The 26,679-nt window shown below is 52.7% G+C and carries 22 protein-coding genes; 11 read left to right on the forward strand and 11 right to left on the reverse strand.

Annotated elements, in window-relative coordinates:
- The first annotated feature begins 192 nt into the window (after positions 1-192).
- A complete protein-coding gene (locus AC6I8J_RS20910; RefSeq protein WP_161736918.1) occupies positions 193-966 on the forward strand; it encodes a COG4705 family protein in 774 nt (257 codons plus the stop codon).
- A 112-nt stretch (positions 967-1,078) separates the two neighbouring features.
- Here AC6I8J_RS20910 and AC6I8J_RS20915 read toward each other — a convergent pair whose 3' ends face one another.
- Positions 1,079-1,405, reverse strand: coding sequence for a hypothetical protein (locus AC6I8J_RS20915; RefSeq protein WP_285088779.1), 327 nt, complete (start codon positions 1,403-1,405; stop codon positions 1,079-1,081).
- Between the two features lie 184 nt (positions 1,406-1,589).
- Positions 1,590-2,660: a LacI family DNA-binding transcriptional regulator gene (locus AC6I8J_RS20920; protein WP_161736920.1), complete on the reverse strand. Its 1,071-nt coding sequence runs from the start codon at positions 2,658-2,660 to the stop codon at positions 1,590-1,592.
- 266 nt (positions 2,661-2,926) lie between these two features.
- Between AC6I8J_RS20920 and AC6I8J_RS20925 the strand changes: the two genes are divergently transcribed.
- The gene (locus AC6I8J_RS20925) at positions 2,927-4,189 is read left to right on the forward strand and encodes a maltoporin (RefSeq protein WP_253417792.1); all 1,263 of its coding nucleotides are present in this window, start codon (positions 2,927-2,929) and stop codon (positions 4,187-4,189) included.
- Positions 4,190-4,295: 106 nt separating this feature from the next.
- Here AC6I8J_RS20925 and AC6I8J_RS20930 read toward each other — a convergent pair whose 3' ends face one another.
- The 6 genes from AC6I8J_RS20930 to AC6I8J_RS20955 form a co-directional block, all read right to left on the reverse strand.
- Positions 4,296-4,610, reverse strand: coding sequence for a PTS sugar transporter subunit IIB (locus AC6I8J_RS20930; protein WP_150015418.1), 315 nt, complete (start codon positions 4,608-4,610; stop codon positions 4,296-4,298).
- 446 nt (positions 4,611-5,056) lie between these two features.
- Positions 5,057-7,117: a beta-galactosidase gene (locus tag AC6I8J_RS20935; protein ID WP_497825811.1), complete on the reverse strand. Its 2,061-nt coding sequence runs from the start codon at positions 7,115-7,117 to the stop codon at positions 5,057-5,059.
- Between the two features lie 41 nt (positions 7,118-7,158).
- Entirely contained in the window at positions 7,159-8,352 is a 1,194-nt protein-coding gene (locus AC6I8J_RS20940) for a glycoside hydrolase family 53 protein (protein WP_497825812.1), read from the reverse strand.
- Between the two features lie 3 nt (positions 8,353-8,355).
- Complete coding sequence (locus AC6I8J_RS20945) at positions 8,356-9,207, reverse strand: sugar ABC transporter permease (protein ID WP_033786803.1); 852 nt, start codon at positions 9,205-9,207, stop codon at positions 8,356-8,358.
- Positions 9,208-9,217: 10 nt separating this feature from the next.
- Positions 9,218-10,567, reverse strand: a complete 1,350-nt coding sequence (locus tag AC6I8J_RS20950) for a carbohydrate ABC transporter permease (RefSeq protein WP_202605113.1) — start codon at positions 10,565-10,567, stop codon at positions 9,218-9,220.
- The gene (locus AC6I8J_RS20955) at positions 10,567-11,787 is read right to left on the reverse strand and encodes an extracellular solute-binding protein (RefSeq protein ID WP_222925548.1); all 1,221 of its coding nucleotides are present in this window, start codon (positions 11,785-11,787) and stop codon (positions 10,567-10,569) included. The genes AC6I8J_RS20950 and AC6I8J_RS20955 overlap by 1 nt, the downstream gene beginning before the upstream one ends.
- 314 nt (positions 11,788-12,101) lie before the next feature.
- Here AC6I8J_RS20955 and AC6I8J_RS20960 point away from each other — a divergent pair, with 314 nt between their 5' ends.
- Positions 12,102-13,220, forward strand: a complete 1,119-nt coding sequence (locus AC6I8J_RS20960; protein WP_497825813.1) for an ABC transporter ATP-binding protein — start codon at positions 12,102-12,104, stop codon at positions 13,218-13,220.
- Positions 13,221-13,404: 184 nt separating this feature from the next.
- Here the strand turns inward: AC6I8J_RS20960 and AC6I8J_RS20965 are convergent, their stop codons facing one another.
- Positions 13,405-13,716 (reverse strand): cupin domain-containing protein, encoded by a 312-nt coding sequence (locus tag AC6I8J_RS20965; protein WP_260058712.1) that lies wholly within the window; start codon positions 13,714-13,716, stop codon positions 13,405-13,407.
- A gap of 328 nt (positions 13,717-14,044) precedes the next feature.
- Entirely contained in the window at positions 14,045-16,033 is a 1,989-nt protein-coding gene (locus tag AC6I8J_RS20970) for a sigma-54-dependent Fis family transcriptional regulator (protein WP_260058711.1), read from the reverse strand.
- Positions 16,034-16,235: 202 nt separating this feature from the next.
- On the opposite strand from AC6I8J_RS20970, the gene AC6I8J_RS20975 reads away from it, so the two are divergent.
- The 4 genes from AC6I8J_RS20975 (at position 16,236) to iolE (ending at position 20,501) form a co-directional block, all read left to right on the forward strand.
- Positions 16,236-17,687 (forward strand): sugar porter family MFS transporter, encoded by a 1,452-nt coding sequence (locus tag AC6I8J_RS20975; protein ID WP_161736713.1) that lies wholly within the window; start codon positions 16,236-16,238, stop codon positions 17,685-17,687.
- Positions 17,688-17,720: 33 nt separating this feature from the next.
- Positions 17,721-18,728: a Gfo/Idh/MocA family oxidoreductase gene (locus tag AC6I8J_RS20980; RefSeq protein ID WP_497825814.1), complete on the forward strand. Its 1,008-nt coding sequence runs from the start codon at positions 17,721-17,723 to the stop codon at positions 18,726-18,728.
- A 9-nt stretch (positions 18,729-18,737) separates the two neighbouring features.
- A complete protein-coding gene (locus AC6I8J_RS20985) occupies positions 18,738-19,517 on the forward strand; it encodes a TIM barrel protein (protein ID WP_161736715.1) in 780 nt (259 codons plus the stop codon).
- A gap of 87 nt (positions 19,518-19,604) precedes the next feature.
- Entirely contained in the window at positions 19,605-20,501 is an 897-nt protein-coding gene (gene iolE, locus AC6I8J_RS20990; RefSeq protein ID WP_161736716.1) for a myo-inosose-2 dehydratase, read from the forward strand.
- 885 nt (positions 20,502-21,386) lie between these two features.
- Here iolE and AC6I8J_RS20995 read toward each other — a convergent pair.
- Positions 21,387-21,935 carry a TetR/AcrR family transcriptional regulator gene (locus tag AC6I8J_RS20995; protein WP_161736717.1) on the reverse strand — a complete coding sequence of 183 codons (549 nt, stop codon included), beginning with the start codon at positions 21,933-21,935 and terminating at the stop codon, positions 21,387-21,389.
- 133 nt (positions 21,936-22,068) lie between these two features.
- On the opposite strand from AC6I8J_RS20995, the gene AC6I8J_RS21000 reads away from it, so the two are divergent.
- From AC6I8J_RS21000 to AC6I8J_RS21015, 4 genes are all read left to right on the forward strand, one after another.
- Positions 22,069-23,160, forward strand: a complete 1,092-nt coding sequence (locus AC6I8J_RS21000; protein WP_497825815.1) for an alkene reductase — start codon at positions 22,069-22,071, stop codon at positions 23,158-23,160.
- Between the two features lie 60 nt (positions 23,161-23,220).
- The gene (locus AC6I8J_RS21005; RefSeq protein WP_497825816.1) at positions 23,221-24,003 is read left to right on the forward strand and encodes an SDR family NAD(P)-dependent oxidoreductase; all 783 of its coding nucleotides are present in this window, start codon (positions 23,221-23,223) and stop codon (positions 24,001-24,003) included.
- A 132-nt stretch (positions 24,004-24,135) separates the two neighbouring features.
- Positions 24,136-24,954, forward strand: coding sequence for an oxidoreductase (locus tag AC6I8J_RS21010; RefSeq protein ID WP_222925646.1), 819 nt, complete (start codon positions 24,136-24,138; stop codon positions 24,952-24,954).
- Positions 24,955-25,983: an NADP-dependent oxidoreductase gene (locus tag AC6I8J_RS21015; protein WP_222925542.1), complete on the forward strand. Its 1,029-nt coding sequence runs from the start codon at positions 24,955-24,957 to the stop codon at positions 25,981-25,983.
- The last annotated feature ends 696 nt before the right edge of the window (positions 25,984-26,679 follow it).

Below are 26,679 nucleotides of genomic sequence, written 5' to 3' on the forward strand. Positions count from 1 at the left end.
TTAATACAGAATCATAATAGCACCTGGCCTTTAAAAACTGCTTATCGTGGCGCATTTCCATCCTCAAGGCAGCAGTAAAAAGCCGGTCGAAAATTTCTCTCACCTCTTGTGCAGCTTAATCTTTCCTTAAGATTAATCCTATAACATCTCCGCTGTATTAGCCCATGCAGGGCTTATCCGGAGAATCACCCTATGCAAAATAACAACACAGCTTCTCACGCTCTGAGTAAAGTTCCGGCCGTTACCGCGGCTTTCTGGTTGACTAAAATCGCTGCAACCACCCTGGGTGAAACCGGCGGCGATGCGGTGACGATGTCGATGAATCTCGGTTACCTGACCGGAACACTGATTTTCGCCATCATCTTTCTGGTCGCTGTCGTAGTGCAGATCAATCGCACCAGCTTCAACAAATGGATCTACTGGTTCACCGTCGTGGCGACGACCACTGTCGGTACAACGATGGCGGACTTTGCCGATCGCTCACTGAACATGGGTTATCTGGGCGGTACGCTGCTGCTGAGCACTCTGCTGATCCTCTCTCTTTTTCTCTGGAAAATGACCTGTGGAACGGTCGCAGTGAGTTCGGTAAACAACGCTGTTACTGAGAGTTTTTACTGGGTCACCATTATGTTTTCTCAGACACTGGGAACAGCATTGGGTGACTGGACGGCAGACAGCGAAGGGCTGGGTTACGATGGCGGGATCCTGCTGTTTGTTGGCGCGCTGGCGATCATCTGGGCGGCAAGTCGCTTTACTTCCCTTTCACGCACCGCGCTGTTCTGGGCAGCCTTTATCCTGACCCGGCCACTGGGTGCCGTTGTCGGTGACTTCCTGGACAAACCCCTTGCTTCAGGCGGACTGGCGCTGAGTCGCTATGGCGCCTCGCTGACGCTGGCACTGATCATCATCGCTTTTCTGGTGGTGCTGCCACAGCGCGCGGCAATGAAGACCGCTCCCGCGAATTAAAAAGCACGACCGGAAGAATTAAAGGTAACGCTTCTTTTTAAACCTGGTCAGGGCCGCCAGTGATGGCGGCTATTTTTTATCTGATCTGTCATCGTCCGTGCAGGTTGTTAAATCAGGCTGGCCGCTCCAGCGAGACGATAAGCCCTTCATGCGCAGCAGAGAGGATGGGCAGACTTTCTACTGGCTCCTGCATTTTCACCCGAAATGCTGTATTGCTGGCATCAAGAAAAACGGTTCTCAGATGCCGGTTGCAGATAAACCAGATTTCGTCACGGTCATTTGAAAGAATGTAGTAAGCATCTGAGGTTTCAGAGGGGTTAAAGCAGCCCAGCGCGCGATAAGCGGTCTGCGGGGTAAAGCCACTGGAAAGCGGCAGCGGCCTGGGGCCATGCGCTAACTCTTCGATCCTGAGGTAAAGTCCCTGTTCAAGCCACAGCATAGTGTCACATCCTGGATGTAGAGGAATCGGGCTGAGCATGCCGGCTGGCTTACAGGTAGTAAGAATACCCGTTTACCGACCAGCTCAGGCAATAGGTAATTTTTCTGACATTCAGAAACGTTATCCTGATCTGAGCATAGCAGCGAGGTGTTGTTATGCTTTTTTATCTTTGCCTGGCTCCCCGCTACTCAAGCCGGCTGGCAATCAGCCGCAGTTGTTCCGCAATCTGCTTTAAATCACGCTGCTGCTGTCCGGCGATACCGGTCGAGCTGCGCACCACCAGCTTTGCCGGCAGAATCGAGGAGGAACGCTGCTCGTCCTGCTCACTGGCCAGCAACAGACGGGCAACCGCCTCTTTGCCCTGCAAATCGAGATCCAGCGACACCGTGGTCAGCGACGGATGGAAAAAGGCACTTTCATAAGTGTCATCGTAGCCAATCACCGAAATCTGCCCAGGCACGGCCACACCTCGCTGATGCAGCGCACTCAGCACACCCAGCGCCATCTGATCGTTGCCCACCAGCAGTGCACTGAACTCTGGCGCTTCACGCAGCAGTTGCAGCACGCCATTGTAACCACTCTGCGCATCCCAGTTACCGTGGCTGATGCTGACCGGCCTCAGACGGTAGCTTTCCAGCGTGTCGAGCCAGCTCTTTAACCGCAGATTGGCGGAGACCGACTGCTCAGGACCCGCCAGCAGGGCAAACTCGCGATGCCCCTGCTCATAGAGGTATTTGACGCTGGCGCGGGTGCCGTCAGCCGGGTTAAACGAAACGTTAAACACTGCGCTGTAGGGATCAACATCAAGGAACAGACAGAGAATATCGTCGTTCTCCTGCACGACCTGCTCAGCAGCGCTGCTCTCCAGCGGGACATTGATGATCACTTTATCCACCCGCTGAGATTTAAGTTCATTGATGCAATCCTGCAGACTTTGATTGACGTTCTCATCAATCATGGCGATCAGCACCTGGTAGTCCGCAGCATTCGCATAACGTTTAACCGCAGCGGCCACCTGTGAGGGCGCATGCAACGCCAGCGAAGTCGTTACCAGACCCAGGGTTGTACTCTGCTTGCCCACCAGCTGCTGAGCCAGGCGGTTGGGTACGTAGCGCAGGGTTTCAATTGCGTGTTCCACCTTGCGCCGCGTTGATTCCGAGACGTTTGCCGACTTATTCAGAACCCTTGATACCGTCTGATACGACACGCCAGCATGACGGGCGACATCCTCTAAGGTGGCATTTTTTGATTTCATAATTCGCATCCCTGATTACCGATGGCGGAATGTTATCACAGCCCTGATGTCAGCCAGACTACCGCAGTCACATTGCGCGAATAAAAAATAAAAGTAATACCTTCACATCGTAAAATTTGGTGATCTGATTCACTAATCGTTACAGATTCCGCCATTTTATTTGCAGTAAATCACACATTATCGCGATTTTATTTGTCACTCATCTGACAAAAAGCGTTTACTGCCGCTGTCATGTGAACGTATTACAAATAAAAACTGAGGATAACATGGAAACAAGGTTACGTACTGCTGCTGTGGCGCTTGCTGCGGCCCTGACCTCCCCGACGCTCTATGCCGCCATCGACAACATCGATTTTCATGGCTATCTGCGTGGTGGCGTTGGCGTATCACAGGATGGCGGTATTGAAGAGTATCAAAAGAACAAGGTTGGCCGTCTCGGCAATGAAGCCGACACTTATGGCGAGGTTGAGCTGGGCAGCGAAGTCTACAAAAAGGATGACGTCAGTTTTTACGTCGACACCATGGTCAGTATGTTCTCCGACGGCTCAAACGATAACGAAACTACCTTCGGCGACGATGCGCAATTTGGCCTGCGTCAGCTCAACCTGCAGATCAAAGGACTGGTGCCGGGTGATAAAGATGCGGTGATCTGGGGCGGTAAACGCTACTACCAGCGTCACGATCTGCACATCATTGATACCAAGTACTGGAACATCTCGGGTTCAGGTGCCGGTATCGAAAACTACACGCTGGGTCCGGGCGCTATCTCCTTTGCCTGGATTCGTGGCGATGCGAATGACGTGGATTACCGCGTCGATGGCGACAACGACGTCAACATTAACTACCTCGATCTTCGCTATGCCGGCTGGAAACCCTGGAACGGCGCCTGGACCGAATTTGGTATTGATTACGCCATGCCAAACACCACCAACAAACAGAAAGAATATGGTGGCCTGTATGACGCAGATAACGGCGTCATGCTCACCAGTGAAATCAGTCAGGACATGTGGGGCGGCTACCAGAAGCTGGTGTTCCAGTACGCCAACAAAGGTCTGGCGCAGAACATGATTTCGCAGGGCGGCGGCTGGTATGACATGTGGAATGATACTCAAAACGCCACCGGCTACCGCGTGATTAACACCGGTCTGCTCCCGATCACCGACAAGTTCTCACTGAATCAGGTCTTTACCTGGGGATCGGCGGACGATGTCACCGCACAGACCCGCAAAAGTACCCTGCTGTCGCTGGTGGGGCGTGGTCAGTATCAGTTTACGCAGTATGTCCGCGGCATCGGTGAAGTCGGTAGCTTCTGGCAGAAAGATGAAAACAAAGTGGGCAGCGACTATAAAGCGGCAGGACAGAAATATACGCTGGCGCTGGGTCTGGCAGCCGGTCCCGAATTTATGTCTCGTCCGGAACTTCGACTGTTTGCCTCTTACCTGAATGACTCAGAGGATGGACACAGCTTCAAAGACAACACCAGTAATAACACCTGGAACTTCGGCGTACAGGTTGAAGCCTGGTGGTAACCGCGCAATCTCCTCATTGTGATCATTATTGAGCTCTTATGCAGGGGCTTATTTGGATAACCGGCGACGGTTATCCATTTTTTTATTCATATTTCTCGGGCGTCTGTTACTCCGGTTTAAAGAAACGTTCTTCCAGCAGCTGACGCAGCTGGTCGGACTGCTTACCAAAGATCGCATGCACCTCATGCCCCAGAATCACCACGCCAATCGCCCCCGCCTTCTGCAATCCCGCCGTATCCACCGCTTTCAGCGATGTCACCTTCACCCGCAGCCGGGTTAAACAGGCATCCACCTGCTGAATATTGTCACGTCCGCCAAAACAGTTGACCAGACGCTCCAGTAGCGCGCTGTCTACCTCAAGCTCTTCCACCGTCAGCGGCTGCCGACTGAAATATTGCTTAAACGATTTGAGACTCAACATGTGGTTCTCCTTCAGATAATAAAAAGGCGGGCAACTGCCCGCCACTCACGAGTGATAAACGAAAACGCGGGGCAGAATGCCTGGGGCTGCTCACAGAATATACACGCTTCCTGCGCCTATCCTGCAATCAGCCTCTTAAAACCTGCTCTATATCAACAGTTATATGCAGACCTTCCAACAGACAGCTCCCAATCCATAAGCGATGGGGGCATATGCCTGTAGCAAAGCATCACACCGCCCGGATAAAAACGCCGGAAGCGTTTTTGAACAACGCGATGCGTTGGCCCGCTAACGGGCGCACCTCAGGGATGAGATGCGTAATTGCCCCTGCTGAGCGGACATGGATGCCGTCTTTTGCGTCTTTACGGAAGGCATATGCCCCCTGAGCCAGTGCTCAGACTGCCAGCAATCGCCAATGAATTAACTCCTGAGCCTGTACTCCCCCCCTACTCCATTGGCCCACTCAGAACCCGACATCCCCATGGCCCAAGCGTCAGCAATTCCCCCACACCCGAGCCATCAATCAAATCACTCACCCCGACAGGCAACGAGACCTGCTGCGTCTGACCGGTAAAGTTCTGCACAAACAGAAATGCCTGTTCACCATCAGTTCGCCGCTGAACGACAACGCCTGGCGGCAGCTCAGTCGCCAGCGCACGCGGTAACCCAAGCTGCTTAATCAGCGCACCATAAAAATCCCGATGGAACGGCAGATCATTACGTGACGCAATATACCAGGCTTTACCCTGACCAACCCGATTCACCGTCACCGCCGGGGTTCCGGCATAAAAATCACTCTCGTAACTGGCCAGCGCCGTGGCCCCTTCGAGATGAATATGCTCGCAAAGCTCCCGCGCCTGATATGGCCCGCTCAGACCCAGCTCATTGCCGCGCACCCCGCGCACGCCGTTAAACTCCTCATCGGTCAGACTGTCGATCTCTTCTGACCAGATGCCGAGCAGCGGCCGCAACGGCCCAGGGAATCCTCCCAGATAACAGAGATCGCTCTCATTCACGATGCCGCTCCAGTAACTGGCCACGAAATGCCCGCCCCGCTCAACATGCTGCTCAACCCGCGCCGCAAAACCGTCGCGTACCATATACAGCATTGGCGCTATCACCAGATCGTAACCGCTGAGATCGCTGTCGCCGTTAATCACCTCTACCGCAACACCCTGCTCCCAGAACGCGCGGTAGTGCTCGTTTACCGTACGCTCATAGTGCAGACCAAGATTGCGTGGGCCCTGCGCGTTATCCATTGCCCAGCGACTCTCCCAGTCGAAAATAATCGCGACGCGCGCCTCAACCCGACTGCCCATTACCGGCGTCATGGCCGCCAGCATCCGGCCCAGCTCACTCACTTCACGCCCTGTTCGCGTATCAATATGGCCGACATGATCAACCACCGCGCCGTGAAACTTCTCGACCGATCCCCGACTCTTGCGCCACTGAAAATATTGCACCGCGTCCGCACCATGCGCCACTGCCTGCAGCGAAGAGAGAATATGCATCCCCGGCTTCTTCAGTTTACTGGTCGGCTGCCAGTTCGTTGAGCCAGGCGTCGACTCCATCAATACAAACGGCTTGCCCTGCTTCAGGGTGCGCATCAAATCATGGTACATCGCGGTATAACAGGCGAGCGTGGTCTCATCCTTCTCGTTATGCCACATCGGGTAGCTATCCCAGGAGATAAAATCGAGCGCCGGTGCAAGCTTCCAGTAATCGTAGTCGTAGAAATATTCCATGAAATTAGTGGTCGCGGGCAGATCGGGATTGGCCTGTTTCAGCGGCTTAATCTCCTCCCGACAGAAGTCAGTCACCTGATCGGTCATAAATCGCCGCCAGTCCAGATTCAGACCATGAATCGACATCTCGCCCTGCGGCGCAGGCGACACAATCTGTGACCAGTCTGTGTAGGTATGACTCCAGAAGTCACTCCACCAGGCGAGATTCAGCTTCTCCAGCGTCTCATAACGACGCTGCAGCCAGCCGCGAAAGGCCTGCTGACAGCGATCGCAATGACATTCGCCACCATACTCATTAGAGATATGCCAGCCGACCACCGCCGGATGATGCGCGTAACGCGCGGCCAGGCGGCTATTCATCGCCTGCACTTTCTGGCGATAAACCGGCGAGGTCATACAGTGGTTATGACGGCCACCGTGCAGGGCAGGTACGCGATCGCGCCCCACGCGCAACACCTCAGGATACGCCTGCGACATCCAGGCCGGCCTTGCCCCGCTCGGTGTGGCGAGAAACACGGAAATCCCCTGCAGCCAGAGCGTATCGATCACCTCATCCAGCCAGCCAAACTCATAGCGCCCCTCTTCCGGCTCCAGCTTCGCCCAGCTGAAAATACCCACCGACATCACGTTGCAGTTCGCCTGCTTCATCATCGCGACGTCGTCATCAATAATGCCCGGCTGGTGCGCCCACTGTTCCGGATTGTAGTCAGCACCATGCAGCAGCCGGTTAACCCGGGCGCTCAGCGGGGGAAATTTATTCATACCTGGTCCTCAGAGGAAGAGATCAGCGTTAGTGCTGATAGTTAATGAAAAACCTGTAGCGAAGGCAGCGCCTTGCCGTGACAGTCAAACAGTGCCTGGTTCTCGCGGGCGTTACCCTGTTTCCATTCGTCGTGGATATATTTCATGCCGGCGGGCGTAGCCCAGGTATTGCCGGGCGCGGGGATCCACGCCGGTTCCCAGTAGACCACACCCTTGCCGCGATGGTCCGGCACTGCCAGCACCGCTTTAATCAGGTCATGCAGATAGGCCGCCTGACCCGCGACCGTGCCGGGATAGCCGCCTGCCTGCTCCTCTTTTGCCTGGAAACTGTTCTCAGCGTTGTCGCAGTTTTCCAGCGTGTAGCCATAGGCGGCTTCCACCACCATCACGTCTTTGTCATAGCGCCGGGAGATATCATCCATGTTGGCTTTCAGAGCGCTAATCGGGCCGTTCCAGTAGGTGTACATCGACAGACCGATCACATCGAACGGCACATCACGCTTAACGATTTCATCGAACCACCAGCGGAAGGTATCGTTTTTAGTACCCTCGGCCAGATGCAGCATGATCTTCACCTGATGCGGATCGCTGAGGTTCTCGCGCAACCCGCTGATGCCCGCCTTCAGCAGGCCGGCCAGCCGATCAAACTCGCCGCCGTTCTGGCCCCAGCTCTTGCCTTCCGGCCAGAGCATGCCGCCGTTAAGCTCGTTGCCAATCTGCACGATATCCGGCATGACGCCATCTGCTTTAAAGCGGGCGATGGTGTCGCGGGTGTAGTCATGCACCTGCGTTTCCAGCTGCGAAAAGGTCAGTGACTGCCAGGCTTTGGGCTTGAACTGCTTGCCCGGATCGGTCCAGAAGTCGCTGTAGTGAATATCCAGCAGCAACTTCAGGCCCGCTGCTTTAACCCGCTTCGCCAGCGCCAGCGTAGTCGCCAGATCGTTGCCGCCACCACCGTAGGTGTGACCGCTGCCGTCAGTGGGATCGACCCACAACCGCAGCCGGATAGTGTTGATGCCGCTGGCTTTCAGAATGGCGATAGCATCCTGCTGCTGGTTGTCCGCGTTGTAGAATTTCGCGCCCTGCTTCTCCAGCTCTGCCAGTGAAGAGATGTCCGCACCTTTGATAAAATCGGCGGGCCACGGCCCGGCAGAGCCGATGGCAGGCTTATCGGCGGCAAGCAGCGGCGTCGCCCAGGCCAGCGCCAGGGCGAGAATCAATGTTTTGGGCGTCATGATTTATCCTTTAGTACTGCCTGAAGCCAGGCCAGAGACGAAGTATTTTTGCAGAGCCAGATAGAACACGGCTACCGGCACAGCGATCAGCACGGCTCCGGCCGCATAGGTGGTGTAACTGGCACCCATTTTTTGCGACACCAGATTGTAGAGTCCAATCGGCAGCGTGAACTGTTCCGGCGTGCGCAGAATGGTGCTGGAGAGAATGAAATCGCCCAGCGGCCCCGTGAACGAGAACAGCGCAACGACCGCCAGAATCGGCTTCGACAGCGGCATGATGATCTCAACAAAGATGCGGAAGTTGCCCGCGCCATCCATGCGCGCTGACTCATCGAGATCTTTGGGTATCGAATCGAGATAGCCCTTCATCAGATACGTGTTCATCGGGATCATCCCGCCAACGTAGATCAGCACCAGCGCCAGGTGGCTGTTGATTAATCCCAGCAGCTGCGACAGGACGAAGATCGCGATCAGCGCTGAAAACTGCGGGATCATCTGCAGCAGCAGAAACAGCATCAGTCCATTCTGCCGTCCCTTAAACCGAAAACGGGAAAAAGCGTAAGCGGTACAGCTGACGCTGATTAATGTCAGCACCATGGTCAGGAAACTGATTTTCATCGAATTCCAGTACCAGGTCAGGTAAGGCACCGTGCCGTTAAACAGGTCGCGATAATGCTGAAGCGATGCATTCTCCGGAATGATCGAACTGCTGAGCAGGCTGTTACCTGCATTCAGTGATGCTCCTACCGTCCAGACCAGCGGATAGATAATGATGGCCGAGACGGCCAGCACCACCAGCCAGGTCAGCGACAGGCGTATCCACCTTTCGCGTTTAATACTGCCGGACTTCGCCATAACTGCTCCCTTACGCCATCTCATCTTGTTTAAACGACCGGGTCGCGCGGAACTGCCACAGCGCCAGACCTACCACGAAAATCGACAGCAGAATGGTAATCGTGGCGGCGATAGCATATTGCGACGACGACATGGTGAGCTTGTAGATCCACGACACCAGAATATCGGTGCCTCCGGCATTCGACCCCGCCACCGCCGGACCGCCGTTGTTAAACAGATAGATGATGTTGAAATTATTAAAGTTGAAGGTGTATTGCGTGATGATGATCGGCGCAATGGCGTAGAGCACCAGCGGCAGCGTGATGGTTTTCAGCCGCGTCCAGGCGCTGGCACCGTCCATGATCGCCGCCTCATAGAGATCGTCCGGGATCGCCTGCAGCACCCCGGTGGTCATCGCAAACACAAACGGGAAGCCGAGCCAGGTCTGCATCATAATCAGCGCGGTTTTGGTCCAGAATGGATCGGTCATCCAGGCTTTCGGTGCAATGCCAAAGAAGTCGAGAATGGCGTTGTTGATCACTCCAAAGCTGTCGTTGAACATCCCGGCGAAGACCAGAATGGTGACAAAACCCGGCACTGCCCACGGCAGGATAAAGATGGTGCGGATCAGCGGCTTAAAGCGCAGGTCCTTCTGATTGACCAGAATCGCCAGCATCACGCCGACGGTACACTGCAGTGTGGTCGCCAGCAGCGTCCAGACCACCGTCCACTGCAGCACATCGAAGAAGGTGGAACGCCAGATCGACAGCGTAAAAATGTTGATGAAGTTTTTGAATCCTACCCAGTCCACCAGCTTCGCCGGCGGCGTGTGATAGAGGTTGTAGTTTGTGAAGGCGATGGCAAAACCAAAAAGAATCGGAAACACCACCACGAAAACCAGCAGAATAAACCCCGGCGAAATCATCAGGTAGGGGAAGCCGTCGCGCAGCAGCAGCTGATACTGCTGACGCACGCTGTTAAGGGGTTGCCCCCTGTCGCGCTTAACGCCATTGACCCAGGCATCGCGCACCGACAATCCCCAGACCGCCACGCCAAAGGCGGCGATCAGCACGCTGATAATTCCCTCCGCCAGCAGGAAAATGGAGTTATCGCGCGGCACCGATTCACCCAGCGTGTATAGCCCCCAGAATCCTTCTCGCAGAAAATCGTGGAAGACGCCGGTAAAACTGCTGAGCAGAATCAGAAAGCACAAGCCTTTCGCCCACTGGCGGTGATAAAACTGGCCGAAGCCAGGCAGCAGTGCCAGCAACGCACCGGTCGTCGCATGACGACGCGGACGCTTAGCGGTCACCAGATGTTCATCGGAAGATATAGCCACACTCTGATCCTTATCCTGTACGGTTATCCCGTGAACCAGCATTACTGGTTGCTGGCCTGCATCGCTTCAATCTGCATGGTGATCTGTTTCACCGCGTTATCCAGCGCCGCTTTTGGCTCCTGCTTGCCGGAAACGCTCAGCTCCAGCGCCGCATTGGCCGGGCCCCACACTTCCTGCATCTCCGGCACGCCCGGCATGGCTGAGGCTCGCGCCGCCTGCACCGCAACCGCGTTGGCTTTCTCATCATCTTTGATAATCGGATCGTTCATCAGCGCAGTAACCGGTGGGATCTCCTGAGTTTTCTGATAGCGCTCTTTCACATACTGCGGCTGGTTGATAAAGGTCAGGAACTTCTGCGCCAGCGCCTGATCTTTACTCCATGTCGACACCACATAGCCTTTCACGCCCAGGAAAGAGCTCATCGGTTTGCCGTTAGGCAGCAATGGCAGGGGTGCCACGCCGTAGTTGATCCCGGCAGCCTGATAAGGCTGGAACGCCCATGGCCCGTTGATCACCGCCGCCGCTTTCTTCTCGGTAAACAGCGAGTCGATGGCATTCAGGCCGTTGTCGCCCATGATGCCGCCAGGCAACAATCCTTCGCTGAAGAAGCGCCTGAGATAGGTCACCGCTTCCACGCTACCAGGGGTGTTCAGCCCGATATCGTTGGTGTTAATCACGCCTTTTGCGTCTTTACCAAAAATGTAAGACCCCGTTGGTGCCATCACGCCCCAGCTGTAGTAAATCTGGTCAAACTTCGCCAGCAGGCCATACTGTTTTGCCTCGCGCTGCTTCTGCGAGAACGCGCGATACTCATCCAGCGTTTTCAGCGGCGCGGGCAGCAGATCTTTGTTGTAGATCAGCACCAGGGTTTCAACCGCCTTAGGCACGCCGTAGACCACGTTATTCTGTGTGAACGCGGCCATTGCCGAAGGCGTATAAGCGCTCTGCTCTGCCGCATCGATTTTCAGCGGAGCCAGCAAGCCCTGCACTACCGCGCTGCCGAGCTGGTCGTTTGGGATCACCAGCACATCCGGGCCAATTCCGGCCGGGCCATCCAGACGCAGCTTTTCAATCTGCTGCGCAAACGGCATCTCCTGCACTTTTACGTCAATGCCGAACTGTTTCTGAAAATCGGCGATCGCCGTTTTGATGCCGTCCGATTTCTTAATGTCTTCCCAGACGGTGAGTTGCTGAGCGGCCCAGACGGATTGATTAAGCATCAATGCTGAGAGGAGTAGCGTAACGCTGATTTTGATTTTCATTACCGGCCTCGTGTGAAGGTATGACATTTTTAGCTGCCATTTGCTGATGTTCTTTTTATAAACACATGCTGATTGTGCATATGAAGTATGAGTAACGTATCGCATTTGAGTCATACGCTACGCGGAACAGGTGCTGCGCTCCAGCCCGTTTGCACCAATGTGTGATCGGTATTACAGAAATCAAAAACAGCGATAGGGCGTGCCCGGACGGAACGTTATAGTCAATGCAGGCACCATCAGGCCTGACGTGGAATCTGACCCACTGTTATACGTCATACATTTTAACCACCAGACTCTTTGCCATGAGGTTCAGCATGTCCAGCATCAGATTGAGAAATGTCACCAAACGCTTTGGTAAAACAGAAACGCTAAAAAATATCGCACTCGATATTGAAGCTGGTGAGTTTGCAGTATTCGTCGGTCCATCAGGCTGCGGAAAATCCACGCTGCTGAGGCTGATTGCCGGACTGGAAGAGATCAGTGACGGTGAGATTCTGATTGGCGATGAGGTGATGAATGATGTCGCACCTTCGCATCGTGGGGTGGCGATGGTGTTTCAGTCTTACGCGCTCTATCCCCATATGACGGTAGCGGAGAATATCGGTTACGGCCTGAAGGTCAACGGGCTGCCAAAAGCGCAGATTCAGCATCAGGTTGAAATGGTGGCGAAGACGCTGCAGCTGGTGCAACTACTGGATCGTAAACCTAAGCAGCTTTCCGGCGGACAGCGTCAGCGTGTCGCCATTGGTCGCGCGATTGTGCGTAATCCCCGGGTGTTTATGTTTGATGAGCCACTGTCGAACCTGGATGCAGAGCTGCGTGTCGATATGCGGCTGCACATCGCTAAGCTTCATCAGGAGCTGAAAACCACCATGGTTTATGTGACGCACGATCAGACGGAGGCGATGACGCTGGCCGATAAGATTGTGGTGATGAACTACGGCAAGGTGGAACAGGTCGGTTCGCCGATGGAACTCTACTACAACCCGATCAACCGCTTCGTTGCGGGTTTTATCGGCTCGCCGAAGATGAACTTCCTGCCCGCGCGTGTAGAGCAGTGTGGCCCTGGCGGGCTGGTCGCCCTGATCAATGACGGCGAACACCGGCTGCAACTCCCCTCACCCATCCGCCAGCTGCAGTCAGGAGATGAGATCACCCTGGGTATCCGGCCGGAACAGTTGCAGATCAACGGCGATGCGCCTCTGAATATCGACTTCCACTGCGAGGTTGTGGAACGGCTCGGCAATAATACCTATCTGTTTGGTCAGAGCCACGGCCACGACGGCTTTAAGATGCTGCTGCCGGGCGATGTGCATTTCCGCCCTTATCAGACGCTGCGTCCCAGCTTCCATCCGCACCACTGCATGGTGTTTGATGCCGACGGCGCACGTATCAGCGCAGATATTGCGATGCCGCAGGTGCGCGCGGCCTGAGGTTTTATAAATCTGGCAGGCTGGATATGACATCGACAGCCTGCCCCTGGCAAACATAGGTCTGGTCTGCCGTTTCCTGCAAGATTATCCCGTTCACGCCAGCCTGCGGGTAGCTGGCTGGTATTACTGATGGCCAAAGCAAACACTGACATCCGGCTTTACCGGTTAACGGAGCAGACCTTGATTAAACGGAACCCTCTTTTTCAATGACCAACACGCGGGCGACGCCCTGTGGACGCGCAATGTGTTCTGTCCCTTCGCTGGCATAGAAAATATCACCTGTGTTGAGTGTCCTGCTTTTGATATCACCGTTTTCTTTGTATTGCATCTCAACACACCCATCCATAACAGCAAAAACCTCCTGTCCGTCATTGATGTGCCATCTATAGGGTTGATCGGTCCAGTGAAGTTTCACGCTGATATTATCGAAGCTGGCAATGTGTTGAGCATCCCAGGCTTTAGAGCCGGTAAATGCTTTACTGCGATAAAAGTTCATCTTTTCTCCCTCAACAGACATGATTTAACGTCATGAATAGCTGAGAGCGTTGATGGGTTCCATACGCTGCCCGTATGTTGTCCTGATTTGTCCCTGCGTTGTCCATTTGAGGGTAAAGCCAGGATGCAGGATCAGAGAACGAGGCCGGGAAATCGAATGCGCTTAGAATCAGGGTGTTTTGAAGTCAGAATCCTGTTCTTTATCAGATGACTGCCCGATGATCTCTGTGCGTGGCAAACGCTCTCTTACGGCATATCTCAGACCCGGGACGGAGCCGATGTCCGCTCAGTACCAAAGGCGGACGTTTTTCCGGTCTGTTACAGCTGATTCAGACATCATGACATAACCTGCGGTAATTATCGGGTTCAATCCCGTAACGCTTCATTTTGTTATACAGCGCACCGCGTGAAAGATTCAGCGCGATGGCAACCTGACGCATATTGCCCTTTTTTTCCATCAGACAGAGTTCTATTAGCGTCTTCTCGCCATCCTTCAGACTAAAACTTTTCACGCTCTCGCCTGGTATATCGGAAATGGCACAGGCGGACAGACGAAGCTCCTCAGGTAGATCTTTATCACTGATATCGTCCGTTTCGGTCAGGTTGATGGTTCGTTCAACAATATTTTCCAGTTCACGCACATTTCCGGGCCAGTCATAGTTTTCCATCATCTGCAGCGCCGAACCGGAAAGTAATGCGCGTTCACGATTGAGTGCGCGGCATATTTTTTCGCAGAACCAGTCAGCCAGCTCTTTGATATCTTCTTTTCTGACCCGCAAAGGTGGAATGGGCAGACTGATCACGTTCAGGCGAAAATAGAGATCACGACGGAATGAGCCATTATCAATATCTCTTTTCAGATCGCGATTGGTTGCAGCAACAATACGCACATTGACTTTTAGTGGTTGCTTCCCGCCGATGCGCGTCACTTCACCTTCCTGCAGTACTCTCAACAAACTGGCTTGCGCATCGAGCGGCATATCACCGATTTCATCAAGGAACAGCGTTCCTCCATCTGCCAGTTCAAATTTACCCGCTGAGCCACCACGTCTTGAACCGGTGAACGCGCCATCCTCATAGCCAAACAGTTCGCTCAGCACAAGATCACGAGGGATTGCGCCACAGTTAACAGCAAGGAACGGACCGGCATTGCGATTACTGCCATTATGGATGGACTGAGCAAATAGCTCCTTGCCGGTACCGCTTTCGCCTGTAAGCAGTACAGTACTATCACTGCGTCCAGCGTTACGTGCTTTATTACGCGTATCCTGCATTATGCGTGACTGGCCGAGAATCATGTCAAAGGTATAGCTGGCACTACTGCCAATAACACGACGCGTCATATCACGTATACGGCGGTTATCACGCATAGAAATGACGCGGCCACCTTCAGGTGTGATAACAACGGAAATCACACATGTGATACGCGAAACAGGGCCAGGAGAAAGAGTAATGTTGCGATCTTTACAGGCTGGCAGCGCTCTGAATGAACAATCATCCGGCATGAATACTTCATCAGCATCACGGAAGCGGACATCTTCCTGTATACCTAATATCTGGCGGGCATAGCGGTTTAACTGCCGAATTGTGCCTCTCTCACTGACAACCAGAACGCCTTCATTCAGCGATTCCATTACTGATTCCTGCTCATTTACTAAATGACGCAAAATCAGCTGCTGTGAAATTGCCTCTGCAGCAGCCTGAACGGTTCCCAGAGTATGGTAGTGAAAATAGCCAGGATTGGCAGTTAATGTCAGCACGCCCAGCATAACGCCATTTTCATCCCGGATGGGAGCCGCAGCGCAGTGTTTGCCACGAATACGCAGCGCTTCTTTATAATTTTCTGCGCTCAGCATATAGACCAGTTTGTTCTCTTTAATGCAGCGACCGGTGCAGTTGGTACCGGATATTGCCTCGCTGAGAATACTGCCTACTGGCGTTAAATCCTGGCCACAATAGTGCATCGTTACACCATTAGCGTCAGTCAGATTGATGTGACCATCAGGATTATAGGCGAGCAGATTACGCATGATATCGCGCGCTATGGCGATTAATGCCGAGTTCCGTGTCATGACTCTGCGAAGTTCGTGCTCTGCGCATAACTGGTATTCGAAGCGATAGGCATCAATACCTTCTTCATGGCTACGTATCCATGATGCGTGAACAGCCGGGCGTAAGCCTTTCGGTACATTTCCCTGCTCGAAAGCTTTCCAGGCTATCCCCAGTTCTTCTATGTATTCGTCAAATTTCTGCGCATGGTTCAGCCTGGCGATCAGCTCCCATTCCTCGTCCCACGTTTTTTCGTTTTTATGGTTCATACGTTTCATTATCTAATATTTTGAATATGTCCATTCTATAGACATGTTATGGAGACATGTCCTTTTTATAAACACTTTGTGATCGTCATCTTTTTTTATTCCCATATAAAACAGCGATGTGTGAGTTGGCACATTCATTGCTAACCAGAAAGGTCTTACCTACAAATACAAATCATAAAAACCACCGTGGAGAAATATTGAAATGTCTACACGAAAGCATAATGTGCCTTACCTCATTTTCATCTGTGCCATCGCATCAGTCAGCGGGATCATTCTTGGCTATGACGCCTCTGTTATTTCAGGCGTTATCGAACCACTGACTGAACATTTATCGCTCACGCCTGCTGAAAGTGGATGGGCGGTTTCTAACGTTATTTTGGGATGTGTTATTGGTGCCTGGGGTGTCGGGCGCCTTACTGACCATATTGGCCGTAAAGCGACATTAATCATTACTGCAGTTCTGTTTGCCATTTCAGCAGTCGGCGCGGCTCTCGCCAATGACCTTACCTGGTTCGTTATCTATCGCATGATTGGCGGTCTGGCCGTGGGAATGGCCTCTGCCGTTACTCCACTCTACATCGCCGAGGTGTCTCCGAAAGATCTGCGTGGGCGCATGCTGGGTATGCAGCAGATGCTGATGGTGAGCGGCCAACTGGTGGTTTACGTGGTGAACTATCTGATTGCCAAAGGGGCGGCTCACGAATGGATTGTATCGATGGGCTGGCGCTGGATGCTGGCGTCAGCACTGGTTCCCTGCGTCCTGTTCCTGGTGATGGCCTTCTTTATGCCAGAATCGCCACGCTGGTATGCGATGCATAACAGAAAAGAGAAATCACTCAAGGTGCTGACCTCTCTTTCCAACGCAGCACATGCTGAACGCTTATACGCCGAGATCCGTAGTTCTATTGATGTTGATTCCGCCTCAACCAGTGCGCCATCGCAGCGCGGCATCCTTAAGGACAAAAAGGCATCTTATATTCTGTGGATCGGTTGTGCCGTTGCCGTGCTTCAGCAGGTTTCCGGCATCAATATCCTGATGTATTTCGCACCATCACTACTGCAGAACGTGACGGGTAATACACAGGACTCTCTGTTTCAAAGCATTTTTCTGGGTCTGGCTTTGTTAGCGGGTGTCAGTATTGCGTTGGTTGCGTTTGACCGCGTGGGCCGTATTCCGTTACTTCGCTGGGGTGCTTTAGGTTGCGCTGCCTTCCTGTTCTTCACTTCCTGGGCCTTCATGAACGAAGCCAAAGGTTACCTGCCGGTGGTTGGCTTAGTGGGATTTATCTTTGTATTCGGCTTGTCATGGAGCCTCGGTGCCTGGCTGCTGATATCAGAAATCTTCCCGAACCGTATGCGTGCTGTAGCGATGGGCTATGCCTTCTGTTCCCTGTGGATTTCAAACTTCATCGTTACTCAGAGCTTTCCAATGATGAACCGCAGTCCGGCACTGATGGAGCATTTCCACGGCGCCTTCCCGCTGCTGCTATGCGGCGGGTTCAGCGTCATCGCTTTCTGGTTCGTTGGCCGCTTCCTGCCTGAGACAAAAGGTGTATCGCTGGAGCACATCGAACCGCTGATGCTTTCTAAATCCCGTCGTTTTGGACATGAGCAGCAACCGCTCGTTACACCAGAATCGGTATCCCAAAAGTAAGCCTTAAATACCCTACATATTGAGGAGAGTCACATGTCTTTAAAAAATATTGTGCGCGTTGGTCTGATTGGCGCAGGTCGTATGGGCAGTTTTCATGGTGAAACGGTTGCTCAACGTATTCCAGGTGCCACTTTAGTAGCAGTTGCAGATCCTGTTCCAGGCGCCGCAGAGAAACTGGCCGCTAAACTGGGCGCACAAAAATCCTATACCGACCCGCAGGCAATGCTGAATGACCCTGACATCGACGCAGTCGTTATAGCATCGCCAGCGCGTACTCACGCTGAGCTGATTGTAGCAGCAGCAAAGGCGAGTAAAGGCGTTTTCTGTGAGAAGCCAATGGCTGTGACTCTGGAAGAGGCAGATAAGGCAATCAACGCCGCTGAAGAAGCCGGTGTTACGCTGCAGGTTGGCTTCAACCGTCGCTTCGTGAGCGGTTTTGCTGCTGCTTACGAAGAAATCAAAGCAGGTAAAATTGGTGTGCCGCAGCTGCTGCGTTCAACCACACGCGATCCAGGCCTGGGCGATCCTGCTCCAATCCCACACTGGACCATTTTCCTGGAAACCCTTATCCACGACTTCGACATCCTGCTTCACATGAACCCGGGGGCGAAACCTACCCAGGTTTATGCTGTTGCCGATGCTTTAGTTCGTCCTGATTTTAAAGACCGTGGATTGCTGGACACCGCCGTAGTGAACATTCGTTTTGATAACGGCGCAATAGCTACTGCTGAAGCTAATTTCCAGGCAGTATATGGCTACGACGTGCGTGGTGAAGTGTTCGGCAGCAAAGGGATGCTGCAGGCTGGCAATATGAACGTGAACAACTGCGTGCGGTACACCGCTGAGGGTATCTCAATCGATACTGCACGCCGCGATACCGATCTGCTGCGTGATGCCTATGTAGCAGAGCTGACCGACTTCGTGCGTTGTGTTGCGACCGGTGAAACCCCGAAGGCAACGGGCGAAGATGCTCGCAACGCGTTGGAAATTGCGCTGGCATGTATTGCATCTGTTCAGCAGTCTCAGCCGATCACTCTGTAAGGATTACTCATGTCTGACTATTCATTATCCGTATGCGCTGAAATGGTGTTCCTCGAACTGCCTTTCATTGAGCGCGTGGAACGCCTTCACGCCATGGGCTTCGGCGTGGAAATCTGGGACTGGACCCAGAAAGACATCGAAGCGCTGGTGAAAACCGGTGCCCGCATTACTTCAATGACCGGCTATATCTCAGGAAACCTGACCGACGACGAAGAGATTGCACAGCTGCTTTCCAGTGCCAGCGAGTCAATTGAGGTTGCCTGTCGTCTTGGCTGTCCGTCACTGAACCTGCACGGAACCGGTTTGAACAATGTCGGCCTGCCTGTGAAACCAGTTGAAGTAGTAACCGGTGACATGTGGCTGAAGGCGAAGAAAACGCTGGATGCGCTTGCAAAACTGGGCGAGCAAGCCGGCAAGGTGTTCACTCTGGAGAACCTGAATACGGCCGTTGACCATCCGGGTACGCCTTTCGCCAAAGCAGACGATACGCTTGCGCTGGTTGCCGCAGTGAACAGCCCATACCTGAAGATGAACCTTGATATTTATCACGCGCAGATTGGTGAAGGAAACCTGATTGAGCTGATTCAGAAAAGCGAGAAGCACATTGGTGAAATCCAGGTCGCTGACGTGCCGGGCCGTAAGGAGCCGGGAACGGGAGAGATCAACTACAAAGCCGTTGCCCGGGCGCTGCAGGGCATCAACTACCACGGCGTGGTAGCACTGGAAGGTTGGGCATCAGGTGATTCTGTGGCGGCGCTGGACGCTTTCCGCGAAGCGTTCACCCTGTAATCCCTGCCCCCCGAGCCTCGCAGGACCTGGTTAGCATCGCTTCGCAGCTCATCGGGAGCGGTGCTTTTTATTTTGAAGGATAAAAATATGAGCGTATCAACGCGTATTCTTGTTGGAGTGAGTCCACTGTCCTGGACCAATGATGTACTGGAAGATCTCGGCGGCGATATCCCGCTAGAAACCTGCCTGGAAGAAGCCGCAGCAGCTGGTTATGAAGGGATTGAGTTGGGGCGTAAATTCCCGGGAACAATTAATACACTCCAGCCGATTCTCTCCAACGCAAAGCTCAAGCTGGCATCCGGCTGGTTTAACGGATTTCTTGCTGAGCGTAGCGTCGAGGAAGAGCTTGAAGCTGTTCACAATCACGCATTACTTCTCAAGTCTCTTGGGGCGAAAGTAATGGTTTATGGTGAGTGCGGTGTTATGCCAGGCAATTCTCCTCTGGATGAGCCATTATCGCTGTCTCCAGCTTTAGGGAGCATCAATCTTGAGCAGTATGCGCAGAAGGTAAATAGTCTGGCTGCGTCACTGTTGAAAACTTACGGCTTGCGTCTCGCTTACCATCATCATTTGATGATGATTGTAGAAACTAACGATGAGTTGAAAGCATTCCTGGAAGCGACTGATGATGTAGTAGGTATCGTGCTGGATTGTGGCCATGCGACAACCGCTGGCATAGACATTAGCTGGGTGCTGGAAAACTACGGCAACCGGGTGGCACATATCCATATGAAGGATGTGCGTGGAGATGTATTAAATAATGTGATCAACAATGATTGGAGCTTTAATAATGCTGTCAGAAACGGTCTGTTCACCATTCCTGGAGATGGCATCGTCGATTACACGCCAGTAATTAATTTTCTGAAGCAATCAAATTATAATGGTTGGATAATTATTGAAGCAGAACAAGACCCGGTAAAAGCACCGCCATTAGAGACGGTCAAAAAAGCGCGAGCATGGGTTAAAAATGAGATTGGAATCTGAGTCGCCATTAAAAATTAATTATTGGGTTAATACATAGGCTCGTCTGGCGCTCATTAAGCGCCTTTTTTAATATGAAAAAATTGGCCATTATGCCTGGTGCTTATTGTAATCAACTAACCCTGGATGATTAGGATTGATCGTTCGATGAAAAAAGGATGGTGCCTGGCGACTGTTACTTACCCGGGCATTTATTAATACAATACGTTATTGTTAAAGCCACCAGGAGGCAGTGATAATAATTTTTAGCTACCGTTTTTCACTCAAAGCGCATTTAAGCTCCTGTTGGACGGCTTTATGCTGAAAGTTAAACCGGAAATAGAGGCTGGTGTATTCATCTTTCGTCAGCTTTATTCAGGCTTTCGGTGCAAAAGTTCGTAACCAGATACTCGGCGTACCGCTCCGCTGGACGACCGGTAATGGTTTCCACAGTGTTGCTGACCAGCGGCGATAAAGGGGCGCCGTGGTAACTTCCGATTTCATCTTTGTCATCGGTGTCTGTCTGAGCAGCTATTCAACATAGCTGTCAGGCGTAAGGTCTGGCACATCAGCCGCACAACCCCAGACCGAAGCAAAGTGAACAGCAATCTGATCGAGGGTCAGCCTCTCCGGGTACGGTTAGCGGGAATATACGCCCTCCGAACGCTTGAACGAGCAGCAGTGCGGCTATATCCTCAGGTGTAATCGTCGCGATCGATATTCCCCGGAGGCAGACCATAATGTCTGCATCTCGCTCATATGGGACATCCATAATCAAATCTCCTGACACTATGAAGATTGAACATGACAATGTCCTCATGGAACAAAAGCCGTATCATGGGCCAGAAGCGGACATGGGTTATTTAATTACTGCACTGCTCATAAAATAATTCCCGCAACAGAATATATTCAATCCTTATGGACATCCTGACTGCAAAGGCGAGTACGGCACACATCCAGAATTTCATCAGCCAGTGCTGAGTTATCAGGGCAGGCACGAGATAGAACCAGGGCACCAACAAGATGTGCAATATTATCAATCAGGTCAGCGCGCGTTACATTTTCATTCCCCAACACTGCGAGCTGACGTTCAATCCCGGCCGCAAATGCCGCCTTCATTGACTCAGACTGACGCGCAGTATCGGTGCCTAGTGCCGACATCACACACCCGTTCCCCATATCATCGCGGTGTTGTCGGGAGAGGTAGTATTCAATAAATTTTTCCCGGCTCACACCAACCGTACTTTCTGCCGATCGCGTAAAACCACATCTCATGGCCTCCGACATCAGGTCAGCCTTGGAACTAAAGTGCTTGTAGAACCCGCCGTGTGTTAATCCCGCCGCAGCCATCAGTTCCGCGACGCCCACGCCATCGTAACCGCGCTCACGAAAAAGTTCTGAGGCCGTTTCAACAATGCGTGTCCGGTTTTCCCGAACCTGCTCTTTCGACACTTTCATGGTTTCCTGCCCCTTTTAAAAATTGAGTTTAAGTATACATTGATGATGACCATAATCAAACTGGTTGACTTTATTGATTATGATCATCATCATTATATTGACACCACAACCCACCATTAACGGGCGAATAAGCATGACGAATCAGACATTATTTCAACCCTATGAACTTGGCTCACTAACACTGGCCAACCACATCGTGATGGCACCGCTGACACGTAATCGGGCCGGAGCGGGGCTGGTACCGGGCGAACTGGCGGCGACCTACTACGCCCAGCGTGCCACAGCAGGATTGCTGATCACTGAAGCGACACAGATCTCCGCACAGGCGCAGGGCTATCAGGATACGCCGGGGATCTACACACAGGCTCAGATCGATGGCTGGCGTAAAGTGACTGACGCGGTGCATGCCAAAGGTGGGCGCATATTTGTACAGTTATGGCACGTAGGACGAATTTCGCATGTCGATTTACAGCCGGGTGGGGCTGCACCGGTCGCGCCGTCTGCGATGCGCGCCGGGACGAAAACCTTTGTGAATAATGGCTTTGCTGATGTTTCTGAGCCACGTGCGCTGGAGTTGCAGCAAATACCGGGGATTATTGACGATTTCAGAAAGGCATCGGCCAATGCCATTGCCGCCGGATTTGACGGTGTAGAGATTCACGGCGCGAATGGTTATCTACTGGAACAGTTCCTTAAAGATGGCGCCAATCAGCGAACTGATGAATACGGTGGCTCTATCGAGAACCGTGCGCGCCTGCTGCTGGAAGTTACAGCGGCTGTTAAAGATGAGATCGGTGCTGACCGCACCGGCGTGCGCATTTCACCAGTTTCCCATGCTAATGCCATTTCATGCAGTGATCCGCAGCCATTGTATGACTACGTCGCTGATGAACTTAATGCATCAGGCATCGTGTACCTCCATGTAGTTGAAGGTGAGACGGGCGGCCCGCGTGATGTTTCACTGTTTGATTACGACTCCCTGCGCCGGCGTTTTAAAAACACCTATATCGGCAACAATGGCTATGACCTGGAACTGGCGTCCACTCAGCTTGCGCAAGGCAAAGCCGATCTGTTCGCGTTCGGTCGCTTGTTCATCTCCAACCCGGATCTGGTCGAAAGGCTGAAGACGGGCGCGCCTCTGGCCTCACTCAATCCTGAAACCCTTTATGGCGGTGGCGCAGCGGGATATACCGATTACCCGTCGCTGACTGAGGCCAGCAAGTAAAGCCCTACATACATCGCACATTGCAGATTCTTTTTACACATTAATAAAGAAGATCAACTTATGACTAAAGCTTCAGTTCTCGTCACAGGCGCATCCACGGGTATTGGTGCTGTTTACGCAGAACGGTTTGCCAGCCGGGGCCACGACCTGGTGCTGGTCGCGCGCGACAAAACGAAGTTAGAAACACTGGCCGCGCGTCTGCGACAGGAAAATGGCATTTCTGTCGACGTTCTGCCTGCCGACCTCACGCAAACGCGTGATTTAGCCGCGGTCGAATCCCGTCTGCGTGAAGACACACGGATTGGCACCCTTATCAATAACGCGGGTATCGCGCAGTCTGGCAGTTTTACAGAGCAGACGCCTGATTCGATAGAAAGCCTTATCGCGCTTAACGTCACCGCCCTGACCAGACTGGCCAGTGCCGTGGTGCCACGCTTTGTGCAAACGGGCGAAGGATCGATCGTCAATATCAGTTCCATCGTCGGACTCGCCCCGGAATTTGCCATGACGGTTTACGGAGCAACCAAAGCCTTTGTGCTTTTCCTGTCTCAGGGAATGAATGTCGAGCTGTCATCTAAAGGCATTTATATCCAGGCGGTGCTTCCTGCCGGCACTTATACGGAAATCTGGGACCGCGCAGGTATCGACATCAGTAACTCGGCAAATTTCATGGAAGTGGGCGAGTTAGTGGATGCCGCATTGGTGGGCTTTGACCGCCGTGAACTCGTCACCATCCCGCCTTTACGTAATGCTGCCCACTGGGACACCCTTGATGCTTCGCGTCAGGCGCTGCTTACAGACATCAAACAGGATGAAGCCGCTGAACGTTATAAAACACGGTAATCAATGAGGTGCACTGTGCAGAACGGTCTTCCGGCTGTTCTGCGCAGCGGTAAATCCGACATAAATCCCTTACAGCCTGTCGTCTCATCCGCGATGAGAAACCTCAAACACATCATTAAGGTCTTATTCAGCATGATAAAAAAACGTGTTGCACTGGTTACCGGTGCGTCCTCGGGTATCGGCGAAGCGACTGCCCGTAAACTTTTAGCCGCTGGATTTACTGTATATGGCACAAGCCGGCGTGGTTCACAGGCGGGAAAACAATCGTTTCCGTTACTTACGCTGGATGTGACCGACGACGCCTCTGTCGGGGCCGCCATTGAGGAGTTACTGGGTCTGGAAGGGCGTATCGATGTTCTGGTGAACAATGCGGGCTTTGGGGTCGCTCCGGCGGCGGCGGAAGAAAGTTCTGTTGATCAGGCCAGGCACATTTTCGACACCAACTTTCTGGGCATCGTCAGGTTGAGCCGGGCAGTAATCCCTCATATGCGCCGTCAGGGCAGCGGGCGTATCATCAATATTGGTTCGATACTCGGCATCGTTCCGTTGCCGTATGTGGCACTTTATGCGGCCAGTAAGCATGCGGTCGAAGGGTATTCGGGCGCACTGGATCATGAACTGCGCACGCAGGGCATCAGAGTTTCTGTCATCGAACCGGCTTACATGAAAACACAGTTTGAAGCCAATAATATCGAGCCGGACGCCAGGCTTCAGGAGTATGACCAGATTCGGGCTAAGCTGACGAAAGTAGTGAACAAGGCAATGGCTGAGGCGGAAAGTCCAGAGGTGGTGGCTGACGTGGTGGTTAAAGCCGCACAGACTTCACGTCCAAAGATTCGCTATACGGCAGGAAAGCTGGCTGGTCAGTTGAATTTTATTCTCAGGTTCGCCCCTGCGTCATTCCTGGATAAGGTGGTGCGCAAAAGTCTTCAGCTTGATGCAAAACAATAAATGAAGAATAAGACGATGAAAGCATTTACGTTTAAACGCTACGGTAAATCCCCTGAGCTGGGATTTGAAAACATCGATTATCCAGCCCCTGCTGCTGATGAAATCCTGGTTAAAGTTTACGCCGTGGGTCTGAACCCGATTGATAACTTGATCCCAACCGGAATATTCAAGCCGGTTTTGCATTTCAAGCTCCCCGCCACATTGGGTAGCGACTTAGCTGGGGTTGTGATCGCAGCGGGGAGTCGCGTGACGCGTTTCAAGCCAGGCGACGAAATTTTCGCCAGCATTTTCGACACGGGAACGGGTTCTCTTGCTGAATTTGCTTTAGTGACTGAAAGCGCTGCGGCCATGAAACCCGTAAACCTGGATTTCGTCCAGGCGGCTTCGCTCCCGATGGTGAGCCTCACATCCTGGCAGGCGCTGACAGATCGAGCCGGGTTGCAGCCAGGCCAGAAGGTTTTCATCCCGGCAGGTTCCGGGGGGATTGGCAGTTTTGCTATCCAGCTGGCCAGACAATTTGGTGCAAAGGTGGGAACGACTACCAGTACAGACAATGTCGAATGGGTAAGTCATCTTGGCGCAGATGAAGTCGTTGATTATAAAAAACAAGATTTTGAAAAACAGTTGAGTGGCTACGATGTGGTTCTCGGCACTATCAGAGGCGACTCAATTGAAAAGTCTGCCCAAATTCTCAGGCCGGGTGGAAAGATTGTTTCTCTTGTCGGCCCGTTAGATACTGCGTTCGCCCGGACTCGGGGACTAAACTTTCTCCTGCGTTTTGTGTTCGGGCTGATGAGCCGCAGGATTTTGCGTCTTACCAGAAAGCGAGGCCTGACCTATTCATTTCTTTTTGTCCGGCCTGATGGCGATCAGCTTACTCAAATCTGTAAACTCGTAGAAACTGAACAAATCAAGCCTGTGATCGACAAGGTATTTACTTTCGCGGAAACAAAAGAAGCTCTTGCCTACCTTGGGCAGGGACATGCGAAAGGCAAAGTCGTCGTTAAGATACCGAGTGACAGCAACTGAGGTTTGCATCTGGTTAAGGAAAATCGCCAGAGTCTCTTGCTTCGGACAAGAAGCGCAGCATGAGCGCATTTCTCTCACAGCGTACCTTGCCACGCGCGCACATAGGTTCTGTGTCAGAGGCATCAAAAACGAGGCGCAGGGGCTGCTTTTGCTGGATGCGTATAGTGCGACGCGCAAGCCCATTCTGTTCCAGAAGCGGACATTGGTCAGTTGGCACTGAAGTAAATACCCCACATTGCCCAGCCCTCTGTCCGGGCTGGCAGTCGTGAATCATCGAGCGCTTTAAAAACAGCGTCATCAAAGTCCACGGATCGCTGAAGGTCATTTGTACCAATCGTGATATACGTCAGCATTTGATTACAACCTCTCGCCGTTTGTCTGAACAGATATTATACCGTTCACAGCAGCGATGAAGATTTACCTGATGCGCTAATTTCCGTTTCAAATCATCGCACCGGCCATCAAAAGCACCATATCAATGGCTGCCGCTGGCATGCCTCTGTTAATCAATAAGCAACTTCGCTGACGGTTACGCTCTCCGCAGTGGAACAACGACCGAAGCCCGCTTCTCGATCAAAACAACCGTAACAGCTGGCACATTCTCCAGGCAAAAAGCCCGCTGTGTGAACACAGCTATTCAGCCACATTTTTCCCTTTCCCAAACCTGACACTATCCGCACCGAGGCGTCTTTTTAA

Source organism: Pantoea sp. X-Soil-ISGK-355 (genome assembly GCF_059730805.1).

Bases quoted from the DNA above. Each gene is read 5' to 3' on its own strand.
- AC6I8J_RS20910 (WP_161736918.1), top strand. From the start codon at position 193: ATGCAAAATAACAACACAGCTTCTCACGCTCTGAGTAAAGTTCCGGCC.
- AC6I8J_RS20915 (WP_285088779.1), bottom strand. From the start codon at position 1,405: ATGCTGTGGCTTGAACAGGGACTTTACCTCAGGATCGAAGAGTTAGCG.
- AC6I8J_RS20920 (WP_161736920.1), bottom strand. From the start codon at position 2,660: ATGAAATCAAAAAATGCCACCTTAGAGGATGTCGCCCGTCATGCTGGC.
- AC6I8J_RS20925 (WP_253417792.1), top strand. From the start codon at position 2,927: ATGGAAACAAGGTTACGTACTGCTGCTGTGGCGCTTGCTGCGGCCCTG.
- AC6I8J_RS20930 (WP_150015418.1), bottom strand. From the start codon at position 4,610: ATGTTGAGTCTCAAATCGTTTAAGCAATATTTCAGTCGGCAGCCGCTG.
- AC6I8J_RS20935 (WP_497825811.1), bottom strand. From the start codon at position 7,117: ATGAATAAATTTCCCCCGCTGAGCGCCCGGGTTAACCGGCTGCTGCAT.
- AC6I8J_RS20940 (WP_497825812.1), bottom strand. From the start codon at position 8,352: ATGACGCCCAAAACATTGATTCTCGCCCTGGCGCTGGCCTGGGCGACG.
- AC6I8J_RS20945 (WP_033786803.1), bottom strand. From the start codon at position 9,207: ATGGCGAAGTCCGGCAGTATTAAACGCGAAAGGTGGATACGCCTGTCG.
- AC6I8J_RS20950 (WP_202605113.1), bottom strand. From the start codon at position 10,567: ATGCTGGTTCACGGGATAACCGTACAGGATAAGGATCAGAGTGTGGCT.
- AC6I8J_RS20955 (WP_222925548.1), bottom strand. From the start codon at position 11,787: ATGAAAATCAAAATCAGCGTTACGCTACTCCTCTCAGCATTGATGCTT.
- AC6I8J_RS20960 (WP_497825813.1), top strand. From the start codon at position 12,102: ATGTCCAGCATCAGATTGAGAAATGTCACCAAACGCTTTGGTAAAACA.
- AC6I8J_RS20965 (WP_260058712.1), bottom strand. From the start codon at position 13,716: ATGAACTTTTATCGCAGTAAAGCATTTACCGGCTCTAAAGCCTGGGAT.
- AC6I8J_RS20970 (WP_260058711.1), bottom strand. From the start codon at position 16,033: ATGAACCATAAAAACGAAAAAACGTGGGACGAGGAATGGGAGCTGATC.
- AC6I8J_RS20975 (WP_161736713.1), top strand. From the start codon at position 16,236: ATGTCTACACGAAAGCATAATGTGCCTTACCTCATTTTCATCTGTGCC.
- AC6I8J_RS20980 (WP_497825814.1), top strand. From the start codon at position 17,721: ATGTCTTTAAAAAATATTGTGCGCGTTGGTCTGATTGGCGCAGGTCGT.
- AC6I8J_RS20985 (WP_161736715.1), top strand. From the start codon at position 18,738: ATGTCTGACTATTCATTATCCGTATGCGCTGAAATGGTGTTCCTCGAA.
- iolE (WP_161736716.1), top strand. From the start codon at position 19,605: ATGAGCGTATCAACGCGTATTCTTGTTGGAGTGAGTCCACTGTCCTGG.
- AC6I8J_RS20995 (WP_161736717.1), bottom strand. From the start codon at position 21,935: ATGAAAGTGTCGAAAGAGCAGGTTCGGGAAAACCGGACACGCATTGTT.
- AC6I8J_RS21000 (WP_497825815.1), top strand. From the start codon at position 22,069: ATGACGAATCAGACATTATTTCAACCCTATGAACTTGGCTCACTAACA.
- AC6I8J_RS21005 (WP_497825816.1), top strand. From the start codon at position 23,221: ATGACTAAAGCTTCAGTTCTCGTCACAGGCGCATCCACGGGTATTGGT.
- AC6I8J_RS21010 (WP_222925646.1), top strand. From the start codon at position 24,136: ATGATAAAAAAACGTGTTGCACTGGTTACCGGTGCGTCCTCGGGTATC.
- AC6I8J_RS21015 (WP_222925542.1), top strand. From the start codon at position 24,955: ATGAAGAATAAGACGATGAAAGCATTTACGTTTAAACGCTACGGTAAA.